This window comes from Vogesella alkaliphila, assembly GCF_014652475.1.
Lineage (GTDB): Bacteria > Pseudomonadota > Gammaproteobacteria > Burkholderiales > Chromobacteriaceae > Vogesella > Vogesella alkaliphila.
Genome location: NZ_BMYW01000006.1, coordinates 18,152 through 43,323 on the forward strand (window position 1 = coordinate 18,152; position 25,172 = coordinate 43,323).

The 25,172-nt window shown below is 66.9% G+C and carries 19 protein-coding genes; 13 read left to right on the top strand and 6 right to left on the bottom strand.

The window, feature by feature from the left end; translation table 11 throughout:
* Positions 1-51: 51 nt before the first annotated feature.
* Positions 52-1,227 carry an HD-GYP domain-containing protein gene (locus tag IE100_RS10070; protein WP_189373956.1) on the top strand — a complete coding sequence of 392 codons (1,176 nt, stop codon included), beginning with the start codon at positions 52-54 and terminating at the stop codon, positions 1,225-1,227.
* Between the two features lie 130 nt (positions 1,228-1,357).
* On the opposite strand, the gene ppk2 is transcribed toward IE100_RS10070, so the two are convergent.
* Positions 1,358-2,377, bottom strand: coding sequence for a polyphosphate kinase 2 (gene ppk2, locus IE100_RS10075; protein WP_189373957.1), 1,020 nt, complete (start codon positions 2,375-2,377; stop codon positions 1,358-1,360).
* Positions 2,378-2,558: 181 nt separating this feature from the next.
* Here ppk2 and IE100_RS10080 point away from each other — a divergent pair, with 181 nt between their 5' ends.
* Both IE100_RS10080 and ushA read left to right on the top strand, forming a co-directional pair.
* Positions 2,559-4,244, top strand: a complete 1,686-nt coding sequence (locus IE100_RS10080) for a glutamine--tRNA ligase/YqeY domain fusion protein (protein ID WP_189373958.1) — start codon at positions 2,559-2,561, stop codon at positions 4,242-4,244.
* A gap of 114 nt (positions 4,245-4,358) precedes the next feature.
* Positions 4,359-5,993, top strand: a complete 1,635-nt coding sequence (ushA, locus tag IE100_RS10085; RefSeq protein WP_189373959.1) for a bifunctional UDP-sugar hydrolase/5'-nucleotidase UshA — start codon at positions 4,359-4,361, stop codon at positions 5,991-5,993.
* 76 nt (positions 5,994-6,069) lie between these two features.
* On the opposite strand, the gene clpB is transcribed toward ushA, so the two are convergent.
* Both clpB and IE100_RS10095 read right to left on the bottom strand, forming a co-directional pair.
* Complete coding sequence (gene clpB, locus IE100_RS10090) at positions 6,070-8,646, bottom strand: ATP-dependent chaperone ClpB (RefSeq protein ID WP_189373960.1); 2,577 nt, start codon at positions 8,644-8,646, stop codon at positions 6,070-6,072.
* A 237-nt stretch (positions 8,647-8,883) separates the two neighbouring features.
* Complete coding sequence (locus IE100_RS10095) at positions 8,884-10,917, bottom strand: methyl-accepting chemotaxis protein (RefSeq protein WP_189373961.1); 2,034 nt, start codon at positions 10,915-10,917, stop codon at positions 8,884-8,886.
* A gap of 265 nt (positions 10,918-11,182) precedes the next feature.
* On the opposite strand from IE100_RS10095, the gene rsxA reads away from it, so the two are divergent.
* The 9 genes from rsxA (at position 11,183) to dbpA (ending at position 20,253) form a co-directional block, all read left to right on the top strand.
* Positions 11,183-11,764: an electron transport complex subunit RsxA gene (rsxA, locus tag IE100_RS10100; RefSeq protein ID WP_229800324.1), complete on the top strand. Its 582-nt coding sequence runs from the start codon at positions 11,183-11,185 to the stop codon at positions 11,762-11,764.
* Positions 11,761-12,336, top strand: coding sequence for an electron transport complex subunit RsxB (rsxB, locus tag IE100_RS10105; RefSeq protein WP_189373962.1), 576 nt, complete (start codon positions 11,761-11,763; stop codon positions 12,334-12,336). The genes rsxA and rsxB overlap by 4 nt, the downstream gene beginning before the upstream one ends.
* Positions 12,333-14,135 carry an electron transport complex subunit RsxC gene (gene rsxC / locus IE100_RS10110; RefSeq protein WP_189373963.1) on the top strand — a complete coding sequence of 601 codons (1,803 nt, stop codon included), beginning with the start codon at positions 12,333-12,335 and terminating at the stop codon, positions 14,133-14,135. The genes rsxB and rsxC overlap by 4 nt, the downstream gene beginning before the upstream one ends.
* The gene (locus tag IE100_RS10115) at positions 14,132-15,133 is read left to right on the top strand and encodes an RnfABCDGE type electron transport complex subunit D (RefSeq protein ID WP_189373964.1); all 1,002 of its coding nucleotides are present in this window, start codon (positions 14,132-14,134) and stop codon (positions 15,131-15,133) included. Before rsxC ends, IE100_RS10115 begins: the two co-directional genes overlap by 4 nt.
* Positions 15,133-15,762 (top strand): RnfABCDGE type electron transport complex subunit G, encoded by a 630-nt coding sequence (locus tag IE100_RS10120; protein ID WP_189373965.1) that lies wholly within the window; start codon positions 15,133-15,135, stop codon positions 15,760-15,762. The genes IE100_RS10115 and IE100_RS10120 overlap by 1 nt, the downstream gene beginning before the upstream one ends.
* Positions 15,759-16,481 (top strand): electron transport complex subunit E, encoded by a 723-nt coding sequence (locus IE100_RS10125; protein ID WP_189373966.1) that lies wholly within the window; start codon positions 15,759-15,761, stop codon positions 16,479-16,481. The genes IE100_RS10120 and IE100_RS10125 overlap by 4 nt, the downstream gene beginning before the upstream one ends.
* On the top strand, positions 16,478-17,110 hold the full coding sequence (nth, locus tag IE100_RS10130) for an endonuclease III (RefSeq protein ID WP_189373967.1): 633 nt from the start codon (positions 16,478-16,480) through the stop codon (positions 17,108-17,110). The genes IE100_RS10125 and nth overlap by 4 nt, the downstream gene beginning before the upstream one ends.
* Positions 17,111-17,182: 72 nt before the next feature.
* The gene (locus tag IE100_RS10135) at positions 17,183-18,661 is read left to right on the top strand and encodes a DegQ family serine endoprotease (RefSeq protein WP_189373968.1); all 1,479 of its coding nucleotides are present in this window, start codon (positions 17,183-17,185) and stop codon (positions 18,659-18,661) included.
* Positions 18,662-18,870: 209 nt separating this feature from the next.
* Positions 18,871-20,253 (top strand): ATP-dependent RNA helicase DbpA, encoded by a 1,383-nt coding sequence (gene dbpA / locus IE100_RS10140; protein ID WP_189373969.1) that lies wholly within the window; start codon positions 18,871-18,873, stop codon positions 20,251-20,253.
* Positions 20,254-20,319: 66 nt separating this feature from the next.
* Here dbpA and IE100_RS10145 read toward each other — a convergent pair whose 3' ends face one another.
* Complete coding sequence (locus tag IE100_RS10145; protein WP_229800325.1) at positions 20,320-21,909, bottom strand: response regulator; 1,590 nt, start codon at positions 21,907-21,909, stop codon at positions 20,320-20,322.
* Positions 21,910-22,160: 251 nt separating this feature from the next.
* Positions 22,161-23,057 carry a LysR family transcriptional regulator gene (locus IE100_RS10150; RefSeq protein WP_189373970.1) on the bottom strand — a complete coding sequence of 299 codons (897 nt, stop codon included), beginning with the start codon at positions 23,055-23,057 and terminating at the stop codon, positions 22,161-22,163.
* Positions 23,058-23,153: 96 nt separating this feature from the next.
* On the opposite strand from IE100_RS10150, the gene IE100_RS10155 reads away from it, so the two are divergent.
* Positions 23,154-24,407 (top strand): MFS transporter, encoded by a 1,254-nt coding sequence (locus tag IE100_RS10155; RefSeq protein WP_189373971.1) that lies wholly within the window; start codon positions 23,154-23,156, stop codon positions 24,405-24,407.
* 3 nt (positions 24,408-24,410) lie between these two features.
* Here IE100_RS10155 and IE100_RS10160 read toward each other — a convergent pair whose 3' ends face one another.
* Entirely contained in the window at positions 24,411-25,046 is a 636-nt protein-coding gene (locus IE100_RS10160; RefSeq protein ID WP_189373972.1) for a YitT family protein, read from the bottom strand.
* Between the last annotated feature and the right edge of the window lie 126 nt (positions 25,047-25,172).

Genomic DNA, 25,172 nt, shown 5'->3' on the forward strand with positions numbered 1-25,172 from the left:
CATTCGCACCCACACACTGATGCGTCATCACAAGGGCCGGGCTCGCAGCTTATGAGTGAAACAACAACTACCAAATTGAGTGCCAGCCACGTCATCGTCGGCAAGGAATTGCAGATGGACGTGTACCACAAGAGCGGCGTGCTGCTGGTCAAGCGCGGCCACTACGTGCTGACCGAGGAACAGAAACAGCGGCTGCTGGCCAACGGCGAAATCAGCAAGGACGCCAAGATGGCCGCCGCCGAGCGCGAGCTGCGCGAACGCCGCGAAAAGCAGCAGGAACAGCAGCGCAAGGAGCGCGAAAGCCGCGGCCGCAATCCGCTGGTGGAGATGGACAGCCTGGCGCACAAGATGCGCGGCCTGCTCAACCACTACTTCCACGTCAGCGAGTTCGAGGCGCAAGTGACGCAGGTGGCGCAGCGGCTGGCCACACTGGCCGAGCAGCAGCCGGACGGGCTGATCGCCTCCTGCCTGCTGGTGCCCTTCCAGGACTACGGCAGCACCCACAGCCTGCACACCGCCGCCATCCTCGCAGTGCTCGGCCGCCGCCTGAAGTTGCCGGCCGACGAGATGCAGGTGCTGCTGTGCGCGGCGCTGACCATGAACATCTCCGCCACCGGGCTGCACAGCGAGCTGACCAAGCAGCAGTCTCGGCTCAGCAACGAGCAGCAACAGCAGATGTACGGCCACCCGCTGCTGTCCTCCGCGTTGCTGCGCGATCTGGGCGTGGAGAACGAGCGCTGGCACCTGCTGGTGCAGCAGCACCACGAGGAGTGGAACGGCGCCGGCTATCCCTACGGTCTGAAGAAGGAAGAGATCGACCCCGGCTCGCACCTGATCCGCCTCACCGACGTGCTGACCTCGCTGCTGATCAGCCAGGCGCACCGCGCCGGGCGGCTGCCGTCCATCGCGCTGGCGCGGCTGTACAAGGGCGAATTCAGCGAGTTCGATGCGCGCTTTGTCGCGCTGCTGATCAAGGAACTGGGCATCTACCCGCCGGGCAGCTTCGTGCGCCTGGCCAACCAGGAAATCGCCATCGTCACCCACCGCGCCGCCGACGGCAACAACACCCAGCCGCGCGTCGCCAGCGTGCGCGCCGCCAACGGCGAGGTGTACGGCGAACCGATGCCGCGCAACACCGGCCTTGCCGACTACGCCATCAGCCAGCCGGTGTCGCCGCAGGAGGCCGGCGTGCGCCCGGCCTTCCTGCTGAAGCTGTGGAACAATTGAAGCACTGAACCGGCGCCGGCCGTCACGCAGGGCCGAAAGCGACAAAAGGTTGGCCGCAACCCGCTTGCGGCCAACCTTTGTCATTTTCACGGCGACAACGGCGCGCTGCCCCGCGCGCCGCCGCGACCGGTCAGAAGCGGTCCAGCTCCTTCTCCGACGCCTCGAACACACTGCCGGCGGCGCCGACGATCTTGTCGTCGGGACGGATGATGGCCAGGTTCTTGTCCGGGTACGGCAACTGCCACAGGAAGTGGCGCAGGCAGTTGAGACGGGCGCGCTTCTTGTCGTCGGACTTGATCACCGCCCACGGCGCGTCGCCGGTATCGGTGTGGAAGAACATCGCCTTCTTCGCCTCGGTGTAGTCGTTCCACTTGTCCAGCGACTGGATGTCGATCGGCGACAGCTTCCAGTGCTTCAGCGGATCGTCACGGCGCGAGATGAAGCGGCGCAGCTGCTCCTCGCGGCTGACCGAGAACCAGAACTTGAACAGGTGGATGCCGCTGTTGACCAGCATGCGCTCCAGCTGCGGTGTCTGGCGCATGAATTCCAGGTATTCCTGCGGCGTGCAGAAGCCCATCACCCGCTCCACGCCGGCGCGGTTGTACCAGCTGCGGTCGAACAGCACCATCTCGCCGGCGGTGGGCAGGTGCTGGATGTAACGCTGGAAGTACCACTGGCCGCGTTCCTGTTCGGTCGGCTTTTCCAGCGCCACCACCCGCGCACCGCGCGGATTGAGGTGCTCCATGAAGCGCTTGATGGTGCCGCCCTTGCCGGCGGCATCGCGCCCTTCGAACAGCACCACGATCTTCTGCCCCGTTTCCTTGACCCAGTTCTGCACCTTCAGCAGCTCGACCTGCAGCGCGGCCTTCTGCCGCTCGTAGTCGTCGCGCTTGATGCGGCTGCGGTACGGGAAGTCCGCCGGCAACGGCGCGCTGGTGCTGTCTTCAAGGCTGCCGTGCGGCGCGTGCGCCACCTGCAGCGCCACCGGCGCATGGCTGATGGCCTCGATTTCGCGCGCCGCCGCCTCGCGCGCCTTGGCCACCGCGCTGCGGCGCCGTGCCGGGGCCGGCTGTTGCGGCTCGGCGGCCACGCTGCCAGTTTCGCCGGTTTCGTTGTTCAACACTTGTTCCTTGCTGTTTTCGTCATTCATGGTGCGACTCTTCACGGTGGGGTAACAGAAACATGCTACGCCCCGCTATTGTCAACGTCATGAACTGGCTGGCGCGCAGTTGATGCGGATCAAATGGCGCAGCACTGCAGCGGCACTGCGCGGCAACAGGCGAATCGGGTACAATCGCAGGATCAGATTATTGCCGACCGAATTCATCACCATGTCCGTAGAAAACAACGCGCCCGTCATCAGCAACTTCATCCGCGCCATCATCGATGAAGACCTTGCCTCCGGCAAACACAGCAGCATCGTTACCCGCTTTCCGCCGGAACCCAACGGCTACCTGCACATCGGCCACGCCAAGTCGATCTGCCTGAACTTCGGCTTGGCCGAGGACTACCAGGGCAAGTGCAACCTGCGCATGGACGACACCAACCCGGAGAAGGAATCCGACGAGTACGTGCAGTCCATCAAGGACAGCGTGGCCTGGCTCGGCTTCCAGTGGGATGGCGAGGTGCGCTACGCGTCCGACTACTTCCAGCAGCTGTACGACTACGCGATCGAGCTGATCAAGACCGGCCACGCCTTCGTCTGCGACCTCAACGCCGAGCAGATGCGCGAATACCGCGGCAGCCTGACCGAACCGGGCAAGAACAGCCCGTACCGCGAGCGCAGCGTCGAGGAAAACCTCGACCTGTTCACGCGCATGAAGAACGGCGAGTTCGCCGACGGCAGCAAGACCCTGCGCCTGAAGATCGACATGAGCTCCGGCAACGTGAACCTGCGCGACCCGGTGATCTACCGCATCCGCCGCGCCCATCACCACCGCACCGGCGACGCGTGGTGCATCTACCCGATGTACGACTACACCCACTGCATCTCGGACGCGATCGAGGGCATCACCCACTCGCTGTGCACGCTGGAGTTCGAAGACCACCGCCCGCTGTACGACTGGGTGCTGGACAACATCAGCATCGGCTGCCACCCGCGCCAGTACGAATTCTCGCGCCTGGAACTGCTGTACGCGCTGACTTCCAAGCGCAAGCTGAACGCGCTGGTCACCGAAGGCAAGGTCAGCGGCTGGGACGACCCGCGCATGCCGACCATCGAAGGCATGCGCCGCCGCGGCTACAGCCCGGCCGGCATCCGCCTGTTCTCGCAGCGCATCGGCGTGTCGCGCGGTGAAAACATCATCGACCTCGCCATCCTCGAAGGCGCGGTACGCGAGACGCTGGAAAGCGAAGCCCCGCGCGTGATGGCGGTGCTGGACCCGATCAAGGTCACCCTCACCAACTTCCAGGACGGCGTTACCGCCAGCCGCAGCGCACCGTACCATCCGCACCATCCGGAGTTCGGCGAGCGCGACGTGCCGATCGCGCGCGAGATCTACATCGAACGCGACGACTTCGCCGAAGTGCCGCCGCCGAAGTGGCAGCGCCTGACCGCCGGCGGCGAAGTGCGCCTGCGCTACAGCTACGTGATCAAGTGCGACGAGGTGATCAAGGACGCCGACGGCAAGGTGATCGAGCTGAAGTGCTCCATCGACCACGACACGCTGGGCCAGAACCCGGTTGGCCGCAAGGTGAAGGGCGTGATCCACTGGATTTCCGCCAGCCACTCGGTGGAAGCCGAAGTGCGCCTGTACGACCGCCTGTTCAACGAGCCGCGTCCGGACGCGGTGCGCGGCGAGGACGGCGAATACGTCGACTTCATGCAGTTCCTGAACCCGGATTCGCTGCAGACCATCACCGGCTACGTGGAACCGGTGGTGCGCGACGCGGCGCCGGAAACACGCTACCAGTTCGAGCGCATCGGCTACTTCGTCACCGACCGCCTTGAGCACCAGCCGGGCTGCAAGATCGTGTTCAACCGCACCGTCGGCCTGAAAGACAGCTGGGCGAAATAAGCATTCGGGATAGCGTGATCCCCGCAGATGCGCTAAGTTAATGAAGCAAAGCATGGCAGGACTCGATGTCCTGCCATTTTTTCGTCATCGCGCGTTTACTGAGGGGTTCACGAGATGAAGGCACGCATCACCACCATCGGCCTGTCGCTGCTGGCACTGGGCATCGGCGGCTGCAGCAGCCTGGGCGGCTACCAGCCGGACAAGACCTACCGCATCACCATCCTGCACACCAACGACCACCACGGCCGCTTCTGGAAGAACAACGACGGCGAATACGGCATGGCCGCGCGCAAGACGCTGATCGACGGCATCCGCGCCGAGGTCAAGGCCCAGGGCGGCTACAGCCTGCTGCTGGACGGCGGCGACGTGAACACCGGGGTGCCGGAATCCGACCTGCAGGACGCCGAGCCGGACTTCAAGGGCATGAACCGGCTGGGCTACGACGCGATGGCGGTCGGCAACCACGAGTTCGACAAGCCGCTGACGGTGCTGCAGAAACAGCAGCGCTGGATCGACTTCCCGATGCTTGCGGCCAACGTTTACAAGGACGGCCGGCGCCTGTTCCAGCCCTACCAGGTCTTCAATCTCGGCGGCGTCAAGGTGGCGGTGATGGGCCTGACCACCGACGACACCTGGAAGCTGGTCAGCCCCGACAACGTGAAGGGTGTGGAATTCCGCAAGCCGGCGACCGAGGCCGCCGCGCTGATGCCGGAGCTGAAGGCACGCGCCAACATCGTCATCGCCGCCACCCACATGGGGCACTATCCCGACGGCGCACACGGCGTGAATGCCGCGGGCGACGTGGAGATGGCGCGCGCGGTGAAAGGTTTCGACCTCATCGTCGGCGGCCACAGCCAGAACCCGGTGTGCATGCAGGCCGAGAACGTGCGCAACGACGCCTACGTCCCTGGCCAGCCCTGCGCCCCGGACCGCCAGAACGGCGCCTGGATCGTGCAGGCGCACGAATGGGGCAAATATGTTGGCCGCGCCGATTTCGAGTACCGCAACGGCGAACTCAGGCTGCTCAAGTACCAGCTGCTGCCGGTCAACCTGAAACAGACGGTCAAGCGCGCGGACGGCGGCAGCCAGAAAGTGCCGTACACTGCCGAGATCGCCGAGAACCCGGACATGCTGGGCTTCCTCAAGCCCTACCAGGACAAGGGCCAGGCGGCGCTGAGCGTGGAAGTGGGCAGCAGCGACGGCAAGCTCAATGGCGACCGCAGCGAGGTGCGCAAACAGCCGACCAGCCTCGGCGTGTTCACCGCGATGGCGATGATGGACAAGGCCCGCGCCGACTTTGCGGTGGTCAACTCCGGCGGCATCCGTGACTCGCTGCCGGCCGGCCGGATCAGCTACAAGGACGTGCTGAAGGTGTTCCCGTTCGGCAGTACCCTCACCTTCATCGACTTCAGCGGCAAGGACGCGCTGGACTACCTCGCTGCCGCCGCGAAAATGAGCGCCGGCGCCGGTGCCTTCGCCCAGTTTGCCGGCGTGCAACTGCTGATCGAGAACGGTGAAGTGAAGCAGGCCCGCATCGGCGGCCAGGCCATCGACCCGACCAGGACCTACCGCATGGCGATCAACAGCTTCATGGCCGCTGGCGGCGACGGCTACCCGCGCCTCGCCGGCAAGCCCGGCTTTGTCGACACCGGCTTTGTCGACGCCGACATGCTAAAGGCCTACATCACCGCGCAAAGCCCGATCCGCAGCAGCCAGTTCGAACCGGGCGACAGCGTGATCCGCCGCTAAGCCACAAAAGGTTGGCCGNNNNCCCGTTACGGCTTGCGGCCAACCTTGGTCAACGACGCGTCAACAGCCAACCGGCTTAGTCGAACACCAGCTGCCCGCCGCGCGCATCCACCAGCACCGTCGCCTTCGGCAGGTAGTGCCCGGCCAGGATCGCCTTCGCCAGCGGGTTCTCGATCTCGCTCTGGATCGCCCGCTTCAGCGGCCGCGCGCCGTACACCGGGTCGAAGCCGGCGTCCGCGATCAGGCTCAGCGCGTCCTCGCTCACCTGCAGGCTCAGCTCCAGCTTGGCCAAACGCTGTTCCAGTCGCTTCAGCTGGATGCGGGCGATGGACTTGATCTGCGCCTCCGCCAGCGCATGGAACACGACCATCTCGTCGATACGGTTGACGAATTCCGGACGGAAGTGCGACTTCACCTCCGCCAGCACCGCCAGCTTCACTACCTGGTAGTCGTCGCTGGCCATGGCCTGGATGTGCTGGCTGCCCATATTGGAGGTCATCACGATCACCGTGTTCTTGAAGTCCACGGTGCGGCCCTGGCCGTCGGTCAGGCGGCCGTCGTCCAGCACCTGCAGCAGCACGTTGAACACGTCCGGGTGCGCCTTTTCCACTTCGTCGAGCAGGATCACGCTGTACGGCTTGCGACGCACCTGCTCGGTGAGCATGCCGCCCTCCTCGTAACCGACGTAACCCGGTGGCGCGCCGATCAGGCGGGCGACGGAGTGCTTCTCCATGTACTCCGACATGTCGACGCGGATCAGGTGTTCCTCGCTGTCGAACAGGAAACCGGCCAGCGCCTTGCACAGCTCGGTCTTGCCGACGCCGGTCGGCCCGAGGAACAGGAAGGAGCCGTACGGGCGGTTGGGGTCGGCCAGGCCGGAACGCGAGCGGCGGATGGCGTCGGCGACCACGGTGACCGCCTCGTCCTGCCCCACCACGCGCTGGTGCAGCACCTCTTCCATGTGCAGCAGCTTCTCGCGCTCACCGGTGAGCATCTTGGACACCGGGATGCCGGTCATGCGCGAGATCACCTCGGCGATTTCCTCGGCGCCGACCTGGGTGCGCAGCAGGCGGTTCGGCTTGTTGTCGCCGCTGGCGGCGGCCTCGGCATCCTTCAGCCGGCCTTCCAGCTGCGGCAGCTTGCCGTACTGCAGCTCGGCCAGTTTCTGCCAGTCGCCCTTGCGCTTGAGTTCGTCCATTTCCACCTTCAGGCGCTCGATCTCTTCCTTGATCGACTGGCTGCCCTGCTGGCTGGCTTTCTCGGCCTTCCAGATTTCCTCCAGGTCGGCGTACTCGCGCGACAGCTCGCCGATCTCTTCCTCGATCAGCTGCAGGCGCTTCTTCGACGCTTCGTCGGTCTCGCGCTTCACCGCCTCGCGCTCAATCTTCAGCTGGATCAGGCGGCGGTCGAGCTTGTCCATCTCCTCCGGCTTGGAGTCCAGCTCCATCTTGATCTTGGACGCGGCCTCGTCGATCAGGTCGATGGCCTTGTCCGGCAGGAAGCGGTCGGTGATGTAGCGGTGACTCAGCTCGGCGGCGGCGACGATGGCCGGGTCGGTGATATCCACGCCGTGGTGAATCTCGTACTTTTCCTGCAGGCCGCGCAGGATGGCGATGGTGTCTTCCACCGTCGGCTCGTCCACCAGCACCTTCTGGAAGCGGCGCTCCAGCGCGGCGTCCTTCTCGATATACTTCCGGTATTCATCGAGCGTGGTGGCGCCCAGGCAGTGCAGCTCGCCGCGGGCCAGCGCCGGTTTCAGCATGTTGCCGGCGTCCATCGCCCCCTCGGCCTTGCCGGCGCCGACCATGGTGTGGATCTCGTCGATGAACAGGATGATGCTGCCCTCGTCCTTGGCGATGTCGTTCAGCACCGCCTTCAGCCGCTCCTCGAACTCGCCGCGGAACTTGGCACCGGCGATCAGCCCGGCCATGTCCAGCACCAGCAATTTCTTGTGTTTCAGGCTCTCCGGCACCTCGCCGTTGACGATGCGCTGCGCGAGGCCCTCGACGATGGCGGTCTTGCCCACGCCCGGTTCGCCGATCAGCACCGGGTTGTTCTTGGTGCGGCGCTGCAGCACCTGGATGGCGCGGCGGATCTCGTCGTCGCGGCCGATCACCGGGTCCAGCTTGCCCTGCCGCGCGCGCTCGGTCAGGTCCAGCGTGTACTTCTTCAGCGCTTCGCGCTGCTCTTCGGCGTCGGCACTGTTGACCGCGTCGCCGCCGCGCACCGCCTCCACCGCGGCGTGGATCGCCGCGCTGTTGCCGCCGTGCTGCTTCAGCAGGCGGCCGGTCTCGCCCTTGTCTTCGGCCAACACCAGCAGAAACAGCTCGCTGGCGATGAACTGGTCGCCGCGCTTCATTGCTGCCTTGTCGGTGAGGTTCAGCAGGTTGGTCAGGTCGCGCGACACGGTGACCTCGCCGCCGGTGCCGCTGACTTTCGGCAGGCGCGCCACCGCGTCTCGCAGGCTGCCTTTCAGTGCAGTCACATTGACGCCGGCTCGCGCCAGCAGGCTGACGATGCCGCTGTCGGCGTCGTCCAGCATCGCCAGCAGCAGGTGCTGCGGCTCGATATAGGCATTGTCGCTCGCCAGTGCCAGGCTCTGGGAATCGCCCAGCGCCTGCTGGAATTTGGTGGTGAGTTTGTCGAAACGCATCACAGGCTCCTTGCTTGCAGTTTGATGATGACAAACTTGGGCATCACGCATGGCTTTTCAAGCGGCATCCGCAGCGTTTTTGTCCGCGATCAAACCACGTCGCAATGCCGGCCAGCTTGTACCACCATAGCCCATACGGCGGCGCCAGCAGGCAAAAAGCAAGAGGCCCGTGCCCGCCGGACGGCAGGACACGGGCCGGGTTCGTTGCGGCCAACGTTGGCCGCAAGCGATCCGGTATCAGGTGCGGAACACGCTGACCTCGTCGCGCAGCGCATCGGCCAGGCCGGTCATGTGCTGCGCCGTCTCGGACGAGCGCTGCGCCGCCTCGCTGCCGACCTGCGCCTGCGACGCCACCGTCGCCACCTGTGCCGCGATCTCCTCCACGCTCTGGCGCTGCTCGCCGAGCTGCTCGTGGATGCGCGACACCACCGCCATCGTTTCGCGCGAGGCGTCGAGAATGCTGTCGATGGCGTGGCGGGCCTCGCCGGTGATCGCCGCGCCGTTGGCGGCCAGCGTCACCGACTGCCGCATCGCGTCCACCGCCGCCAGCGTCGCCTGCTGCATGGCGCCGATCATACCGCCGATTTCCTGTGTCGACTGGCTGGTGCGCTCCGCCAGCTTGCGCACCTCGTCGGCGACCACGGCGAAGCCGCGCCCGGATTCGCCGGCGCGCGCCGCCTCGATCGCGGCATTCAGCGCCAGCAGGTTGGTCTGGTCGGCGATCTCGCGGATCACCGCGATGATGCTGGTGATCTGGCTGGCGCTGCCTTCCAGGCTGTGCAGGCTGCCCTCGGCGGCGCCGAGGGTGTTGGCGATGCGGTTGACCTCGTCCACCGCCGCCACCAGGCTCTGGCTGCCCTGGCTGGCGGCATCGCTGGACGCGCGCGCCGCGCGGCTGGCCTCGCCGGCGACGTGTTCGATGCGGTGCACGCCGTCATTGAGCTGGCGGGCGTGGCTGTCCATCACGCCGGCGCTGTCGCGCTGTTCGCCGGCGGCCACGGCGGCGGTTTCCGCCTTGCCGGCCAGCTCGTGCGCGGCGGCCTCCAGTTCTTCCGCGTGGGCGCGGGTGCGGTTCAGCGACTGGCGGAAGCTCTCCAGCAGGTTGTTGAGCGCGCCGGCCACCTCGCCGATCTCGTCGCGGCGCGGGATGTCGAGACGGCGGGTCAGGTCGCTGCTGTCGCGCACCTCGCCGACGGCCTTGACCAGCAACCGCACCGGACGGGCCACCAGCCGGCCGGTGAGCAGCCACAGCGACAGCGACAGCAACACCACCAGCAACAGGCAGCCACCGATCAGACCCTGCAGCAGGATGTTGTTGTCGTGTTGCAGCTCAGCGGTCAGTTCGTCGCTGACGATCACCCAGCCCCAGGCGTCAAAGCGCTGCCAGGTCAGCATGTGCTCGGCGGGCTTGCCGTTTTCGTCCAGCTTGCGCACGGTGCGGCTGCCGCTGGCCTGGCTCAGCACCCCGGTCAGATAAGCCTGGCCGCCGGCATCGACATCCTTGTCGATGGTGCGGCCGGTCAGTTTCGGGTGCAGCACGAAGCGGCCGAATTCGCTGCTGTTCTTGTCGGCGCCGATGATGACGATGTGGCCGGACTGGCCCAGCTTGACCTTGGACAGGCGCGCCAGCAGGCCGCCGACACCCTCGCTGGCGCTGAGCGCCACCGAGGTGGCGCCGATCACCTGCTCGTGCTCATCCTTCAGCGGGCTGTAGCTGACCACGTACTCCTTGTCGAACATCACCACCTTGCCCTGGAACGGCATGCCGCGGCTCAGGCGCTCGTACACCGGGCTGTTGCGCTCCAGCTTGCTGCCGACCGCGCGGCGGCCGTCGGCGGTCAGCAGCGAGGTCGACACCCGGTAGAAGTCGTCGCCGTCCTTGACCAGCACCGAGGCCGGATTGCCGCTACGCACCGCGAACTCGCCGGCCAGATCGTGATTGTTGTTGAGCAGCGCCCCGCCTACCTTCAGCGCCGGCAGCAGCTGGCCACCGGTATCGACCTTTTCCTCGGGCGCCACGGCAAAGGCGCCGCTGAAGCTGGCGATGAACATGCGCTCGAACTGCTGCGCGGAAATTTTCAGCGCGTCGTCGAAGCCGGCCGCCATATTGGCCGACTGGTGGATCAGCTGCTGCTGCACCGCCTGGGTGCGTTCGACCAGCAGTTTTTGCGAAAACAGATAGGCCGGCACCATCAGGGCGACCACCAACAGTGACATCAGGGCCACCTGGGCCCAGACCAGACGGGTGCCGATGCTGATCGCACGCTTCATCCTTGCTTCCTTATCGTTTTTTATTCCGGTATTTCACCGTCACGCCGACGGCGGGGTAGCACCACGCCGGCGGAAAACGGCCGCCCGTGTGGCAGGCGGTCACTTTGGCAACTGTATACAAGCACACAATGACACAGTCGTGCCGGCGCGGACAAGCAAGATCTGCTCCACCGCGGCGAAACCGGCCACCGCTTTACCCAGATCAAGGTTGAAGCGGCACCGGCGAACACGGATAATCCGCGGATAACGCTTACCGGACCCCGGAATGGATTTGCAACACTACTTTTTGCTGCTGGTCAGCACCGTGCTCGTCAACAACGTGGTACTGGTGCGCATGCTCGGGCTGTGCCCGTTCATGGGGGTATCCAGAAAGCTGGAAGCCGCCATCGGCATGGGTGCCGCCACCGCTTTCGTGCTGACGCTGGCCTCCGGCAGCAGCCACCTGATCAACCTGCTGCTGGTCGCGGCGGGCCTTGAATACCTGCGCACCCTGTCCTTCATCGTGGTGATCGCCGCCATCGTGCAGTTCACCGAAATGGTGATCCACAAGACCAGCCCGGTGCTGTACCAGTCGCTGGGCATCTACCTGCCGCTGATCACCACCAACTGCGCGGTGCTGGGCGTGCCGCTGCTCAACGTGCAGGCGCAGCACAGCTTTGCCGAGGCACTGGTGTTCGGCCTCGGCTCCGCACTCGGCTTCTCGCTGATCCTGATCCTGTTCGGCGCCATGCGCGAACGGCTGGAAGGCGCCGACGTGCCGCTGCCGTTTCGCGGCACCGCGATCGCGCTGGTGACCGCCGGGCTGATGAGCCTCGCGTTCATGGGTTTCGGGGGGCTGGTGCAATGAGCCAATTGCTGATCGCGGTGGCGCTGATGCTGCTGCTGGCGCTGCTGCTGGGCGCCATTCTCGGCTATGCCTCGGTGCGCTTCCGCGTCAAGGCCGACCCGCTGGTGGACAAGATCGACGCCATCCTGCCGCAGACGCAGTGCGGCCAGTGCAGCCATCCCGGCTGTCGCCCCTACGCCGAGGCGCTGGCCGCCGGCAGCGACGACATCAACAAGTGCCCGCCCGGCGGCGAGGACGGCATCCGCAAGCTGGCCGAGCTGCTCGGCGTCGAGTTCAAGCCGTTCGGCGCGGACGCACCGCAGCCGAAAGCGAAGGCGGTGGCGCTGATCGACGAGGCCACCTGTATCGGCTGCACCCTGTGCATCCAGGCCTGCCCGGTGGACGCCATCCTCGGCGCCGCCAAACAGATGCACACCGTGATCGCCAGCGAGTGCACCGGCTGCGAGCTGTGCCTGGCGCCCTGCCCGGTCGACTGCATCCGCATGATCCCGCCGGGCAGCGAGCTGACCAACTGGAAGTGGCGCTACCCCACCATCCCGATCAGGAACGTCAGCAGCGGGGCCACGCGATGATGCCGCTGTTCGACTTCCCCGGCGGCATCCACCCGCCGGAAAACAAGGCGCAGTCCAGCGCCACGCCGATCCGCCAGGCACCGCTGCCGCCGCAGCTGCACGTCGCGCTGCGCCAGAGCATGGGCAATGCCGCGCGCCCCTGCGTCGCGATCGGCGACCGCGTCGCCAAGGGCCAGCTGATCGCCAGCGCCGACGGCCGCCTGTCGGCCGCGGTGCACGCGCCGACTTCCGGCGTGGTCAGCGCCATCGCGCCGCAGCCGTTTGCCCACCCGTCCGGCCTGCCGGAGCTGGCAATCACCCTCGACAGCGACGGTGAGGAGCGCTGGATCGAGCGCCAGCCGCTGCATGACTGGCAGCAGCGTAGCGGCGCCAAGATCCGCGACTTCCTGGCGCAGATGGGCATCGTCGGCCTCGGCGGCGCGGTGTTCCCCAGCCATCTCAAGCTCGGCCTCAAGCTCGGCGTCAGCCCGCTGGAGACGCTGGTCATCAACGGCGCCGAGTGCGAACCCTATATCAGCTGCGACGACCGCCTGATGCGCGAGCGCGCCGACGCCATCTGCGACGGCATCGCCGTCACCCGCCACGCGCTGCAGGCGCGCCAGGTGCTGATCGGCATCGAGGACAACAAGCCGCAGGCCATCGCTGCGATGCAAGCCGCCGCCGCCGCGCACGGTTTCGGCGTGGTGGCGGTGCCGACCAAATACCCCAGCGGCGGCGCCAAGCAGCTGATCCGCATCCTGACCGGCAAGGCCATCCCGCACGGCGTGCGCGCCACCGAACACGGCGTGCAGTGCTTCAACGTCGCCACCGTCTACGCCATCGGCCGTGCGGTGCTGCACGGCGAGCCGCTGATCAGCCGCATCGTCACCCTGACCGGCGCGGTGGAGGCTGCGGCCAACGTCGAGGCGCTGATCGGCACCCCGCTGGACCAGCTGCTGGCGCTGGTGCGGCCACACCGCGACAGCCACGAAGTGGTGATGGGCGGGCCGCTGATGGGTTTCACCCTGCCCGACCTTGCCGCCGGGCTGACCAAGGCCGGCAACTGCCTGCTCGTCAAGTCGCCGGCGCTGTTCCCGCCGCGGCCGCCGGCGCAGGCCTGCATCCGCTGCGGCGACTGCGCCAGCGCCTGCCCGGTGTCGCTGCAGCCGATGGACCTGTTCTGGTTCGCCAAGGCCAAAAACTTCGACAAGGCACAGCAGTGGCAGCTGTTCGACTGCATCGAATGCGGCGCCTGCAGCTACGTCTGCCCCAGCCAGATTCCGCTGGTCGACTACTACCGTTTCGCCAAGAGCGAGATCTGGGCCGCCGAGCGCGACAAGAACGCGGCCAACCTGGCGCGCCAGCGCCACGAGTTCCGCCAGTTCCGCCTGCAGCGCGACAAGGCGGAAAAGGCGCAACGCCTCGCCGACAAGGCGGCCCAGGCCGCCGCACGACAGGCAGCCAGCCACAGCGCTGCGGCCAACGTTGCGCCCGCCAGCGACCCGAAACAGGCCGCCATCGCCGCCGCCATGGCGCGGGCCGCCGCGCAGCGCGAAGCGGCACCGCTGCCGGAGCAGCACAGCAGCGGCCTGAATGACGCCAAGCAGGCGGCGATTGCCGCAGCGATGGCGCGTGCCGCCGCGCGCAAGGCCGCCGCCGACGAGGCCAAAGCCGCCAGCGGCCAGCCACCCGCCCCGCCACCAAGCAGCAGCGGACTCGACGACGCCAAGCAGGCGGCGATTGCCGCGGCGATGGCGCGTGCCGCCGCGCGCAAGGCCGCCGCCGACCAAGCCAGGGCCAACCAGCAACCCGACCCATGACCGCCATCCACTCGACCCATATCGCCAAGCCGGCCACCGTATCCACGGTGATGCTGAAAGTCCTCGCCGCGCTGCTGCCCGGCATCGCCCTGTCCGTCTACTGCCACGGCGTCGGCGTGCTGCTGCAGTTGCTGCTGGCCAGCCTCACCGCGCTGGCGGCCGAGGCCGCCATGCTGCGCCTGCGCGGCGTGGCGGTGCTGCCGGCGCTGAAGGACCTGTCCGCCATCGTCACCGCCTGGCTGCTGGCGCTGTCGCTGCCGCCGCTGGGCGGCTGGTGGATGATCGTGGTCGCCACCCTGTTCGCCATCATCGTCGCCAAGCAGCTGTACGGCGGCCTCGGCAACAACCCGTTCAACCCGGCGATGGCCGGCTTTGCGCTGATGGTGGTGTCGTTCCCGGCGCAGATGGCGCAGTGGGGCAGCCCGCAGCTGCCGCTGGACGCCGCCGCGCAGTGGCAGTGGATCTTCCTGCACACGCTGCCTGCCGGCAGCGTGCCGGACGCGATCAGCAGCGCCACGCCGCTGGACGTGCTCAAGACCGGGCTACGCCAAGGCCAGGCGCTAGCCGGACTGCTGCCGCAATCGTCGGCGCAGGGGCTGATCGCGCTGGGCTGGCTGGCCGGCGGCCTGTGGCTGTGGCAGCAGAAGCTGATCCCGTGGCAGACACCGCTGGCGATGCTGGCCGGGCTGCTGGCACTGGCGCTGCCGCTGTGGCTGTGGCAGCCGGCACAGTACGCGTCGCCGCTGCTGCACCTGCTGCAAGGCGGCACCCTGCTGGCGGCGGCCTTCATCGTCACCGATCCGGTATCCGGCGCCAGCACGCCCAGGGGGCGGCTGATCTTCGGCTTTGGCGTCGGGCTGCTGACTTACGTCATTCGCGTGTTCGGCAATTTCCCGGACGGCATCGCCTTCGCCGTGCTGCTGATGAACATGACGGTGCCGCTGCTGGACCAGTACACCCGGCCCGCCGTGTTCGGCCATCGCAAGGGGCGTTCCTGATGCGCCGCCCGTGGCAACAGGCGCAACGCAGCGCGCTGATCCTGGCCGGCTTCGCCGCCACCGCCACGCTGCTGCTGGGCGGCACCTGGCTGGCCACCCACCGCACCGTCGCCGCCAACGAGATGGCGGCGCAGAGTGCGCTGCTGGCGCAGACGCTGCCCGCGAACAGCTTCGACAACGTGCTGCCCGCCAGCCGTCAGCCGCTGCCGACTGTCATCCAGCAGGCCTTCGGCAGCCGCGAGACACTGGCGTTCTACACCGCGCGCCGCCAGGGCCGCGTCAGTGGTCTGGTATTTGAAAACGTGGCGCCGGACGGCTACAGCGGCCGCATCCGCCTGCTGATCGGCCTGCTGCCGGATGGCAGCGTGCACGCGGTACGGGTGGTCAAGCACCAGGAAACCCCCGGCCTTGGCGATTACATCGACATCGCGCGCAGCGACTGGGCGCACCAGTTCGGCGGCAAGGGTGCGGCCAACCTTTCCTCGTGGCGAGTGCGCAAGGACGGCGGCGAATTCGACTACGTCAGCGGCGCCACCGTTTCCGCCCGCGCCGTCACCGCCGCGGTTGGCCGCACCGTGGCCGCCTTCCACCGCTACCGCGCCACCTTGCTCCCCCGGGACACGCCATGACCACACCCGCAAGCGCCAGCCGCTGGCGCGACCTCTGCCACAACGCGCTGTGGAAACAGAACCCTGGCCTCGTGCAGCTGCTGGGACTGTGCCCGGTGCTGGCGATCAGCAACACCGCCGTCAACGCGCTGGCGCTGGGGCTGGCCACCACGCTGGTGACCACCCTCTCCGGCAGCGCGGTGGCCGCCGCGCGGCAGTGGATCCCCAACGACATCCGCAACCCGGTGTTCATCATCATCATCGCCACGCTGGTGACCTGCGTCGATCTGGCGATGAACGCCTGGCTGCACGGCCTGTACCTGGTGCTCGGCATTTTCATTCCGCTGATCACCACCAACTGCATCGTGCTGGCACGGGCCGAGGCGTTTGCCTCGCGCAACAGCGTGCGCGCGGCGGCGCTGGACGGCCTGATGATGGGGCTGGGGTTGACGCTGGTGCTGCTGCTGCTGGGCGCATTGCGCGAAATACTGGGCAAGGGCACGCTGTTTGACGGCGCGCACCTGCTGCTGGGCGACGCCGGCCACGCGCTGGTGCTGCACCTGGTGCCGGCAGGGGCCAACTACCAGTTCATGCTGGCGATGCTGCCGCCGGGCGGCTTCATCGGCCTCGCGCTGCTGATCGCCGCCAAGAACTGGCTGGACGAACGCGCCCGCCGCAGCGCCGACCGGCGCGCCAGCCACGCCGCACCCCCGACTTCAAGCGTAGCGAGTACCGAATGAACAAAGCCATCCGCGCCGAGATCTTTGCCCGCCTGCAGGCGCAGAACCCGCACCCCACCACCGAGCTGGAGTACGACACGCCGTTCCAGCTCCTGATCGCCGTGCTGCTGTCGGCGCAGGCCACCGACGTCGGCGTCAACAAGGCCACCCGGCTGCTGTTCCCGGTGGCGCCGACGCCGGACAAGATGCTGGCGCTGGGCGTGGACGGGCTGGAGGAGTACATCAAGACCATCGGCCTGTACCGCACCAAGGCCAAGAACACCATCGCCACCTGCCGCATCCTGCTGGAACAGCACGGCGGCGAGGTGCCGCAGCAGCGCGAGGCGCTGGAGGCGCTGCCCGGGGTTGGCCGCAAGACCGCCAACGTGGTGCTCAACACCGCCTTCGGCCAGCCGACCATCGCCGTCGACACCCACATCTTCCGCGTCGCCAACCGCACCCGCCTCGCCCCGGGCAAGGACGTGCGCGAGGTGGAGGACAAGCTGGTGCGGCTGATTCCGACCGAATACCGGCTCGACGCCCACCACTGGCTGATCCTGCACGGCCGCTACGTGTGCAAGGCGCGCAAGCCGGAGTGCTGGCGCTGCATCATCGCGGATCTCTGCGAATATCCGGCAAAACCGCTATGATAGTTCCCTGCCAGTTGAAGTTTTGCGACAAAACCTCATCTGCAAAGTACACCATATAGAAGGAATACCGAGGTGAATCCGTACCCGAGGCTGCTCATCGTGGCCGCCATCGCCGTTGCCCTGGGTGGCTGCGGCAAGATCGAAGGCCTGTTCAAAGACGAAAAGCCGGTTTCCACCGTCGCCATTCCGGCGCAGGCAAACGGCCAGGTCGCCATGCTGCTGCCCGACTTCACCCTGCTGGTGGAGCGCGAAGGCCCGTCCGTGGTCAACATCCAGGCCAGCCGCGCCGAAAGCACCCCACGCCAGAGCGAGCTGCCGATTCCGGTGCCGGAAGACGATCCGCTGTACGAATTCTTCCGCCGCTTCATGCCGCCGAACGCGCAGCAGGATCCGGCGCCGGCGCAGGACAGCGTGTCCTTCGGCTCCGGCTTCGTGTTCAGCCAGGACGGCTACATCCTCACCAACGCCCACGTGGTCAGCGGCAGCAGCCAGATCAAGGTGATGCTCACCGACAAGCGTGAACTGCGCGCCCGCCTGATCGGCCTCGACAAGCGTACCGACGTGGCCGTGCTGAAGATCGACGCGGCCAACCTGCCGACCGTCAAGATCGGCACCCCGGACTCGCTCAAGGTCGGTGAATGGGTAGCCGCCATCGGTGCGCCGTTCGGCTTCGAGAACACCGTCACCGCCGGCATCGTGTCGGCCAAGGGCCGCAGCCTGCCGGACGAGAGCTACGTGCCCTTCATCCAGACCGACGTGGCGATCAACCCCGGCAACTCCGGCGGCCCGCTGTTCAACCTGAAGGGCGAAGTGGTCGGCATCAACTCGCAGATCTACAGCCGCTCCGGCGGTTTCATGGGCATCTCGTTCGCGATCCCGATCGACCTGGCGATGAAGGTGGCCGACCAGCTGAAGACCAGCGGCAAGGTCAGCCGTGGCCAGCTGGGCGTGCACATCCAGGAAGTATCGAAAGAGCTGGCGCAGTCCTTCGGCCTTGACCGTCCGCGCGGCGCGCTGGTGGTTCGCGTCGAACCGCAAGGCCCGGCCAGCAAGGCCGGCCTGCTGGTGGGCGACATCATCCTGCGCCTCAACGGCCAGCTGGTGGAAAACTCGCGCGACCTGCCGCGCATGGTCGGCGACCAGCCGCCGGGCGCCACCATCAAGCTGGGCGTGTGGCGCAAGGGCAGCGAGCGCAATATCGACGCCACCCTGATCGAGCTGCCGGGCGAACAGCTGGCAACGCCGCAGGGCAACAACAGCCCGGCGCTGCCGCAGAGCTACCGCTTCGACCAGCTGGGGCTGACCCTGTCCGAGCTGAGCGCGGAAGACAAGGAGGCACTGGGCGTGCGCGGCGGGCTGGTGATCCAGCAGGCTCAGGGCGTGTCGGCGCAGGCCGGCCTGCAGAATGGCGACGTGATCATCGGCCTGAACCAGACGGAGATCGGCAACATCCGCAGCTTCGAGCGCGCGCTGCAAAACGCCAAGGGCAATATCGCGCTGCTGGTGCGCCGCCAGGACAGCACGCTGTACGTGCCGCTGCGCCTGAACTGACGCCTGCAGCCAGGCTTGTCGCCCTCGTGACCCACCCCGCTGCGGCGGGGTGGTTTGCTTTCGGCGCCGACGGCACCCACTCCAGGCGCCGCAGCAGGCCGACCCTGCTCCCGGGCACCGATTTGCCACCCGCCACCGCCTAAAGGTTGGCCGCAGCCGCCCTTGCTGCTACACTCCGCCCCTTGCTGATTAATCAACGCCAAGTCATTGTGAACAAAGCCAAATTCTCCTCGCTCCCCCTACCGCAAAACCTGCTCTCCAATCTGGACAGCCTCGGCTACCACAGCATGACGCCGATCCAGGCCGAAAGCCTGCCCGCCATCCTCGATGGCCGTGACGTGATCGCGCAAGCCAAGACCGGCAGCGGCAAGACGGCGGCGTTCGCACTGGGCCTGATCAACAGCCTGAATCCGCGCTGGTTCGGCGTACAGGCACTGGTACTGTGCCCGACGCGCGAGCTGGCCGACCAGGTGGCGCAGGAAATCCGCCGCCTGGCGCGCGCCATCGACAACATCAAGGTCATCACCCTGTGCGGCGGCACGCCGATGGCGCCGCAACGCGCGTCGCTGGAGCACGGCGCCCACATCGTGGTCGGCACCCCCGGCCGCCTGCAGGACCACCTGTTCCGCGAATCGCTGAACCTCAGCGGCGTGCAGACGCTGGTGCTGGACGAAGCCGACCGCATGGTGGACATGGGCTTCATCGAGGAAATCGTCGGCATCGTGCGCGCCTGCCCGCGCCAGCGCCAGACCATGATGTTCTCCGCCACCTACCCGGACAATATCCGCAAGCTGGCCGAGCAGTTCATGAAGAATCCGCTGCAGGTGAAGGTGGAATCGCTGCACGACGATAGCAAGATCGAGCAGTGGTTTTACGAGATCGACCCCGACCAGCGTCTGGACGTGGTCGCGCGCGCGCTGCAAAGCGTGCGGCCAACGTCGGCGCTGGCGTTCTGCAACACCAAGCTGCGCTGCAAGGAGCTGGTGGCCGAGCTGGAACAGGCCGGCTTCTCCGCGCTGGCGCTGTACGGCGAACTGGAGCAGCGCGAGCGCGACCAGATCCTGGCGCGCTTTGCCAACAAGAGCACCACGGTGCTGGTGGCCACCGACGTCGCCGCGCGCGGCCTGGACATCAAGGACCTGGACCTGGTGATCAACGTCGATGTGGCGCACGATCCGGAAGTCCACATCCACCGCATCGGCCGTACCGGCCGTGGCGACAAGCACGGCCTGGCGCTGACCCTGGTCAGCCCCAGCGACGCGCGCCGCGCCTCGGCCGTCGAGGAATATCAGAAGTCGCCGCTGATCTGGGGCGAAGTCGGCGAGCTGAAACCGGCACCCGGCGGCCCGCTGCTGCCGCCGATGCTGACGCTGGAAATCGGCGGCGGCAAGCGCGACAAGCTGCGCCCGGGCGACATTCTCGGCGCGCTGACCGGCGAAGGCGGCGTGGCCGGCAGCCAGGTCGGCAAGATCATGGTGTTCGAGTTCTGCACCTTCGTCGCGCTGGAACGCGGCATCGCGCAGCAGGCGATGGAGCGGCTGTCGGCCGGCAAGATCAAGGCCAAGAGCTACAAGATGCGCTTCGTCAGCTAAAACGCGACTCACCGCATGCAAAAGCCCGGATCACCGATCCGGGCTTTTGCGTGACCTGTCGCCGACTCAGCCTTCGGACAGGATCTCGCGCTTGGACAGGATGGCGTTGAAGCCCTGCACCCGTTCGTGGTCCTGCGGCAGCCATTTCATCAGCTGCAGCACCTTGTCCAGGCTCTCCGGCGCGCTGTCCTGCAACAGCAGCGAACAGGCGTTCATGCCGAGACGGTCGTTGCGGGTCTGCGTCGCCACGCCGTACAGCATCAGTGCCGCCTGCTGTTTCTGGCCGTTCTTCGCCATCGCCACCGCCTGATCGTTGGCCGCCTGAAGCGTGGTATGCGCCGCCTCGATTGCCGCGATCATCACCTGGTTGTCGCGTGACAGCGCGGTCATCAGCGTGACGTCTTGGTGGTTCTTCACGAAGCGCAGCGCCAGCTGCTGCAGCCACTCGCCGGCACAGTAGCCCTCGGTGTCCTGCGGCAGCCGGGCCACCGCCTCGATGAAGCGGGTGGCGTCGCGCCAGCCGGTTTGCGGCTGCAGCAGAAAGGCCGCCGCCTGCCGCAGCAGCGCCATGGCGTCGGTGTAGCGCTTGCGCCCCAGGGCCGACAGCGCGCGACAGACCAGCAGCAGGAACTGGTCGGCCTCGCCCTTGAGCAGGCCGCCCAGCTCCTGCGACAGGCGGTCCATCTTCTCCAGCTGCTCTCCCTCGCTGTAGGCCTGCAGCAGGTCGACCATCACGCCGGGGCCGAAGGCGCTGTTGTTGCGCCCGATCAGCACCGCCTTTTCCAGATAGGTGGCCGCTTTCAGCGGGTCGCCGACGTTCAGCGCCGTCTCGCCACAGGCGCACAGGCGCTGGAAGTTGCGCGGCGACAGCAGCACCGCCTTTTCCAGGATGGACAGCGCCTCCTGGAACTGGCCGCCGTGAGTCAGGTTCTGCGCCAGCGCGTCGTAGGCGTCGGTGTAGTTGGGGGCCTCGGCGATGATCTCGTTGAGGATGGCCGTGCTCTGCTCGATGTCGTCCTGTTCCTTCAGAATGCGCACCATGCCCATCTTCGCCCACGGGATCGCCTTCATCGCCAGGATCTTCTCGTAGACCTGCCGCGCCTCGCTGAACTGGTCGTTGAGCATGTAGGTCTCCGCCATCAGCCGCAGCACGTCCATCACCTGCACATTGTTTTCGGCGATGCTCTCCAGCTGGCGCAGGATCAGCAGCGCCTGCGGCACCTCGCCGGCCAGCAGCTTGAGGTGGGCCGGGCGCAGGAACAGCTTGCGCTGCAGAGCAAGACGCAGGCGGTCGAACAGGGTCTGACTGGAAAACGGCTTCAGGATGTAGTCGTCCGGCGCCACCTCGGCGGCGGCGACCACGCGCTCGTACTTGCGCTCGCCGGTGATCATGATCCACACCGAGGTCAGCGGATAGGCATTGCTGCGACGCAGCAGTTCGAGCAGCTCCTGCCCGCTCATGCCCTCGCCCAGGTTGTAGTCGCACAGCACGACGTCGAACTGCTTGCGCCGTATCCGCTGCAAGCCGTCTGCGGCATTGACCGCCGCCTCGGAGCGGGTGATGCCGACCTGGGCCAGCATCGCGCGCAGCGACTGCCGCACGGTATGCGAATCCTCAATAATCAGCACCGTGGTGCTTTCATCGAACGTGTTCACACGCTCTCCTCATTTTTCTTATTGGCCGGCGATTGCAGGGCTGGCCGCGGTCTCCGCGGCCGCGACACCCAGCTGACATCACAGCAAGACTTCTTTACCACCATAGTCGCGAACACCACGGCCAACCAGCTCGAACCGCAACAAGAACCCGGTTTTTCAGGCCGGGGCCCATTCTTGCTGCGGCCCGCCAGCGGCACGGACAGACAAGCGACCATGATCGGGCGCCTTATGAGCGGCCTCCCGGAGCGGGCTCACGATACTGCGGCCAACCCTGACAGGATGCTGCTGAAGGCGGCCACCAGCGGCGAGATCTCGTCGGCGCGAGTTGCTACGGCCAGTGACAAATAAGCGCGCTCATCTGTAAGTGGAATGTAACACACCCCGTCCAGCTGCACGCAAGACAGCGGCGACGGCAGGATGGCAATGCCCAGCCCGGCGGCGACCAGCGCAATCTGCGTCATCGCCTCGCCCGAGGTCTGCGCGATGCGCGGCTGGAAGCCGGCCGCCTGCGCCAGCTGCCGGATCAGCGCCGGCAGCCCGGTCGATACCCCCGGCGGATAGACGATGAAGCCCTCGTCGCGCAACTCGGCAAACGCCAGCCGGGCGCGCGCCGCCAGCGGATGGTCGCGGCGGAGCACCACGCACAGCCGGTCACGGCGCAGCTCGCGACGGGAAACGCCGGGCACCACCTCGTCGCCGTTGTAACGCACGAAGCCGACATCCAGCCGCTGCTGCTGCAAAGCGAGGTACTGGTCGCCGGTGAACATTTCCGCCAGCTTGAGGCTGACCGCCGGATAGCGTTCGCGGTAGTGGCGCAGGCTGTCCGGCAGCACGCCGGCCAGCGGCATCGATGAGGTGAACGCGATGCGCAGCTCGCCGACCTCGCCGCGGCCGGCACGGCGCGCCTCCTCGACGGCGGCCTCGGCATCGGCCAGCAGGCGCCGCGCCCGCAGCAGCAGGCGTTCGCCGGCAGTGGTCAGCAGCACCCGCCGCTTGCTGCGCTGGAACAGCTGCACCCCCAGCTCCGCCTCCAGCGCCTGGATTTGCTGGCTGAGCGGCGGCTGGCCGATGTGCAGCCGTTCCGCGGCGCGGGTGAAGTGCAGCTCTTCGGCCACGGTGACGAAATAACGCAGGTGACGCAGCTCCATTAATCGCTTTCAGATATGAATTACCACTGAAATATATATTGGACCATCTAAACGGCCAAGCCTAGCATCGGCTTGTCTTCTACGCGGTGCCTTGCCATGACCAGCTATTGCGCTCCCCTGTCGTCCCCTTGCCCCGCCCCGCCGGCCACGCCCGTCAGCGGCAAGCTGGTCGCCGGCTCCGCCGCCTACCGCCGCACCGGCTGGGCGCTGTTCTGCGCCGGCTTTGCCACCTTCGCCATGCTCTATGGCGTGCAGCCGCTGCTGCCGCTGTTCTCGGCCGAATTCGGCACCGGCGCCGCCCGTGCCAGTACCGTGCTCTCCGCCGGCACGCTGTCGATGGCGCTGATGCTGATCCCGGCCAGCCTGCTGGCCGACCGCCTCGGGCGCAAGCCGCTGATGGTGGCCGCCTTGCTGGTCGGGGCGCTGCTGACCTTGGCCGCAACGCTGACGCAGGGCTTTGGCGCGCTGGTCTGGTCGCGCGCGGCCTTCGGCATGGTGTTGGCCGGCTTGCCGGCGGTGGCGATGGCCTATCTGAGCGAGGAGGTGGAAGCCGGCTCGCTGGGCAAGGCGCTGGGGCTGTATATCGCCGGCAATGCGCTGGGCGGCATGAGTGGCCGCTATCTGGCGGCGCTGCTGGCCGATGTCGCCGGCTGGCGGCTGGCGCTGGCGGTGCTGGGCGGCCTAGGCCTGCTGGCGGCGGCGCTGGTATGGAGGCAGCTGCCGGCGTCGCGTCACTTCCAGCCCTCTCGCGGCAATCTGGCGCAGCTGTGGCACAACGGCCGCCGTCATTTTGCCGATGCCGGCCTGCCCTGGCTGTTCCTGTCCGCCTTCCTGCTGATGGGCTGCTTCGTCAGCCTGTACAACTACCTCGGCTACCGGCTGCTGCAGGCGCCATTCGGCCTCAGCCAGAGCCAGATCGGCCTGGTGTTCCTGCTGTACGTGGTGGGGATCTGGTCGTCAGCGTGGGCCGGCACCCTCGCCGACCGCCTCGGGCGGCGCAATGTGCTGTGGCTGATGATAATGGTGATGGCGGCCGGCCTGCTGCTGACGCTGCCGCAGCAGCTGTGGCTGGTGGTCGGCGGCGTCGCGCTGTTCACCTTCGGCTTCTTCGGCGCGCACTCGGTAGCCAGCAGCTGGGTCGGGCGCCGCGCGCTGCAGGCACGGGCGCTGGCGTCGGCGTGCTACCTGACCGCCTACTACGCCGGCTCCAGCGTGATGGGCACGCTGTCCGGCGTGCTGTGGGAGTCGCACCGCTGGCCGGGCGTAGCCGCCTGCCTCGGCCTGTTGCTGCTGGCGGCGCTGGCCATCGCGCTGCACCTGCGCCGGCTGCCGCCGCTGCCCGGTGCCTGAGGCTTACATCGCGATGTAGCGGTCGGGACGATGATTGAAACCGATCACCATGTTCAGCGCCAGCGCGCCGAGGATGGAGCCGAACAAGGCCGGCACGCTGACCATGAACAGCGACGCCAGCAGGATCAGCAGGTCGACGCCCAGCTGCAGCTTGCCGGCGCGGATGCCGTGGCGATCCTGCAGGTACAGCGCCAGGATGTTGATGCCGCCCAGGCTCGCCTTGTGGCGGAACAGCGCGATAAAGCCCATGCCCATCATCAGGCCGCCGACCACGCCGCTGTAGAACGGGTCCAGCGGCCCGAAATGGGCAAACTGCGCGTGCAGCCCGGAAAACAGCGACAGCAGGCTGACCGCGATAAAGGTCTTGAGGGTGAACGCCCAGCCCATGCGCTTTACCGCCAGCCAGTAGAACGGCACATTGATCAGCGAGAACACCACCCCGAACGGGACGCCGCTCTGGTAGTGGATCAGGAAGGCGATGCCGGCGGTGCTGCCGGTGAGCAGGCCGGCCTGCTTGAACATCGCCACGCCGAAGGCCACCAGCAGCGTGCCGACCAGGATCGCCAGAATGTCTTCCAGCAGGGTATGGGAAACGTCGTTGGTGTCGGAATCCAACAGGGTGTGGCCGGCGCTCGTCATCTCGAATTATTCCGCAATGCAATATGTCAGCTGCGGATTGTAGCCAGTCATGCGCGAAAGACAATAAATCCAGATCAAAAAACCCTTGATCGGCAAAATTTAGCACGCATCACCAAATATCAAGCA

Coding starts and splice junctions, on each gene's coding strand:
- IE100_RS10150 (WP_189373970.1), bottom strand. CDS start 23,057: ATGGAGCTGCGTCACCTGCGTTATTTCGTCACCGTGGCCGAAGAGCTG.
- ushA (WP_189373959.1), top strand. CDS start 4,359: ATGAAGGCACGCATCACCACCATCGGCCTGTCGCTGCTGGCACTGGGC.
- rsxC (WP_189373963.1), top strand. CDS start 12,333: ATGATGCCGCTGTTCGACTTCCCCGGCGGCATCCACCCGCCGGAAAAC.
- nth (WP_189373967.1), top strand. CDS start 16,478: ATGAACAAAGCCATCCGCGCCGAGATCTTTGCCCGCCTGCAGGCGCAG.
- rsxB (WP_189373962.1), top strand. CDS start 11,761: ATGAGCCAATTGCTGATCGCGGTGGCGCTGATGCTGCTGCTGGCGCTG.
- IE100_RS10160 (WP_189373972.1), bottom strand. CDS start 25,046: ATGACGAGCGCCGGCCACACCCTGTTGGATTCCGACACCAACGACGTT.
- IE100_RS10155 (WP_189373971.1), top strand. CDS start 23,154: ATGACCAGCTATTGCGCTCCCCTGTCGTCCCCTTGCCCCGCCCCGCCG.
- clpB (WP_189373960.1), bottom strand. CDS start 8,646: ATGCGTTTCGACAAACTCACCACCAAATTCCAGCAGGCGCTGGGCGAT.
- ppk2 (WP_189373957.1), bottom strand. CDS start 2,377: ATGAATGACGAAAACAGCAAGGAACAAGTGTTGAACAACGAAACCGGC.
- IE100_RS10070 (WP_189373956.1), top strand. CDS start 52: ATGAGTGAAACAACAACTACCAAATTGAGTGCCAGCCACGTCATCGTC.
- IE100_RS10120 (WP_189373965.1), top strand. CDS start 15,133: ATGCGCCGCCCGTGGCAACAGGCGCAACGCAGCGCGCTGATCCTGGCC.
- IE100_RS10125 (WP_189373966.1), top strand. CDS start 15,759: ATGACCACACCCGCAAGCGCCAGCCGCTGGCGCGACCTCTGCCACAAC.
- IE100_RS10115 (WP_189373964.1), top strand. CDS start 14,132: ATGACCGCCATCCACTCGACCCATATCGCCAAGCCGGCCACCGTATCC.
- rsxA (WP_229800324.1), top strand. CDS start 11,183: ATGGATTTGCAACACTACTTTTTGCTGCTGGTCAGCACCGTGCTCGTC.
- IE100_RS10080 (WP_189373958.1), top strand. CDS start 2,559: ATGTCCGTAGAAAACAACGCGCCCGTCATCAGCAACTTCATCCGCGCC.
- IE100_RS10095 (WP_189373961.1), bottom strand. CDS start 10,917: ATGAAGCGTGCGATCAGCATCGGCACCCGTCTGGTCTGGGCCCAGGTG.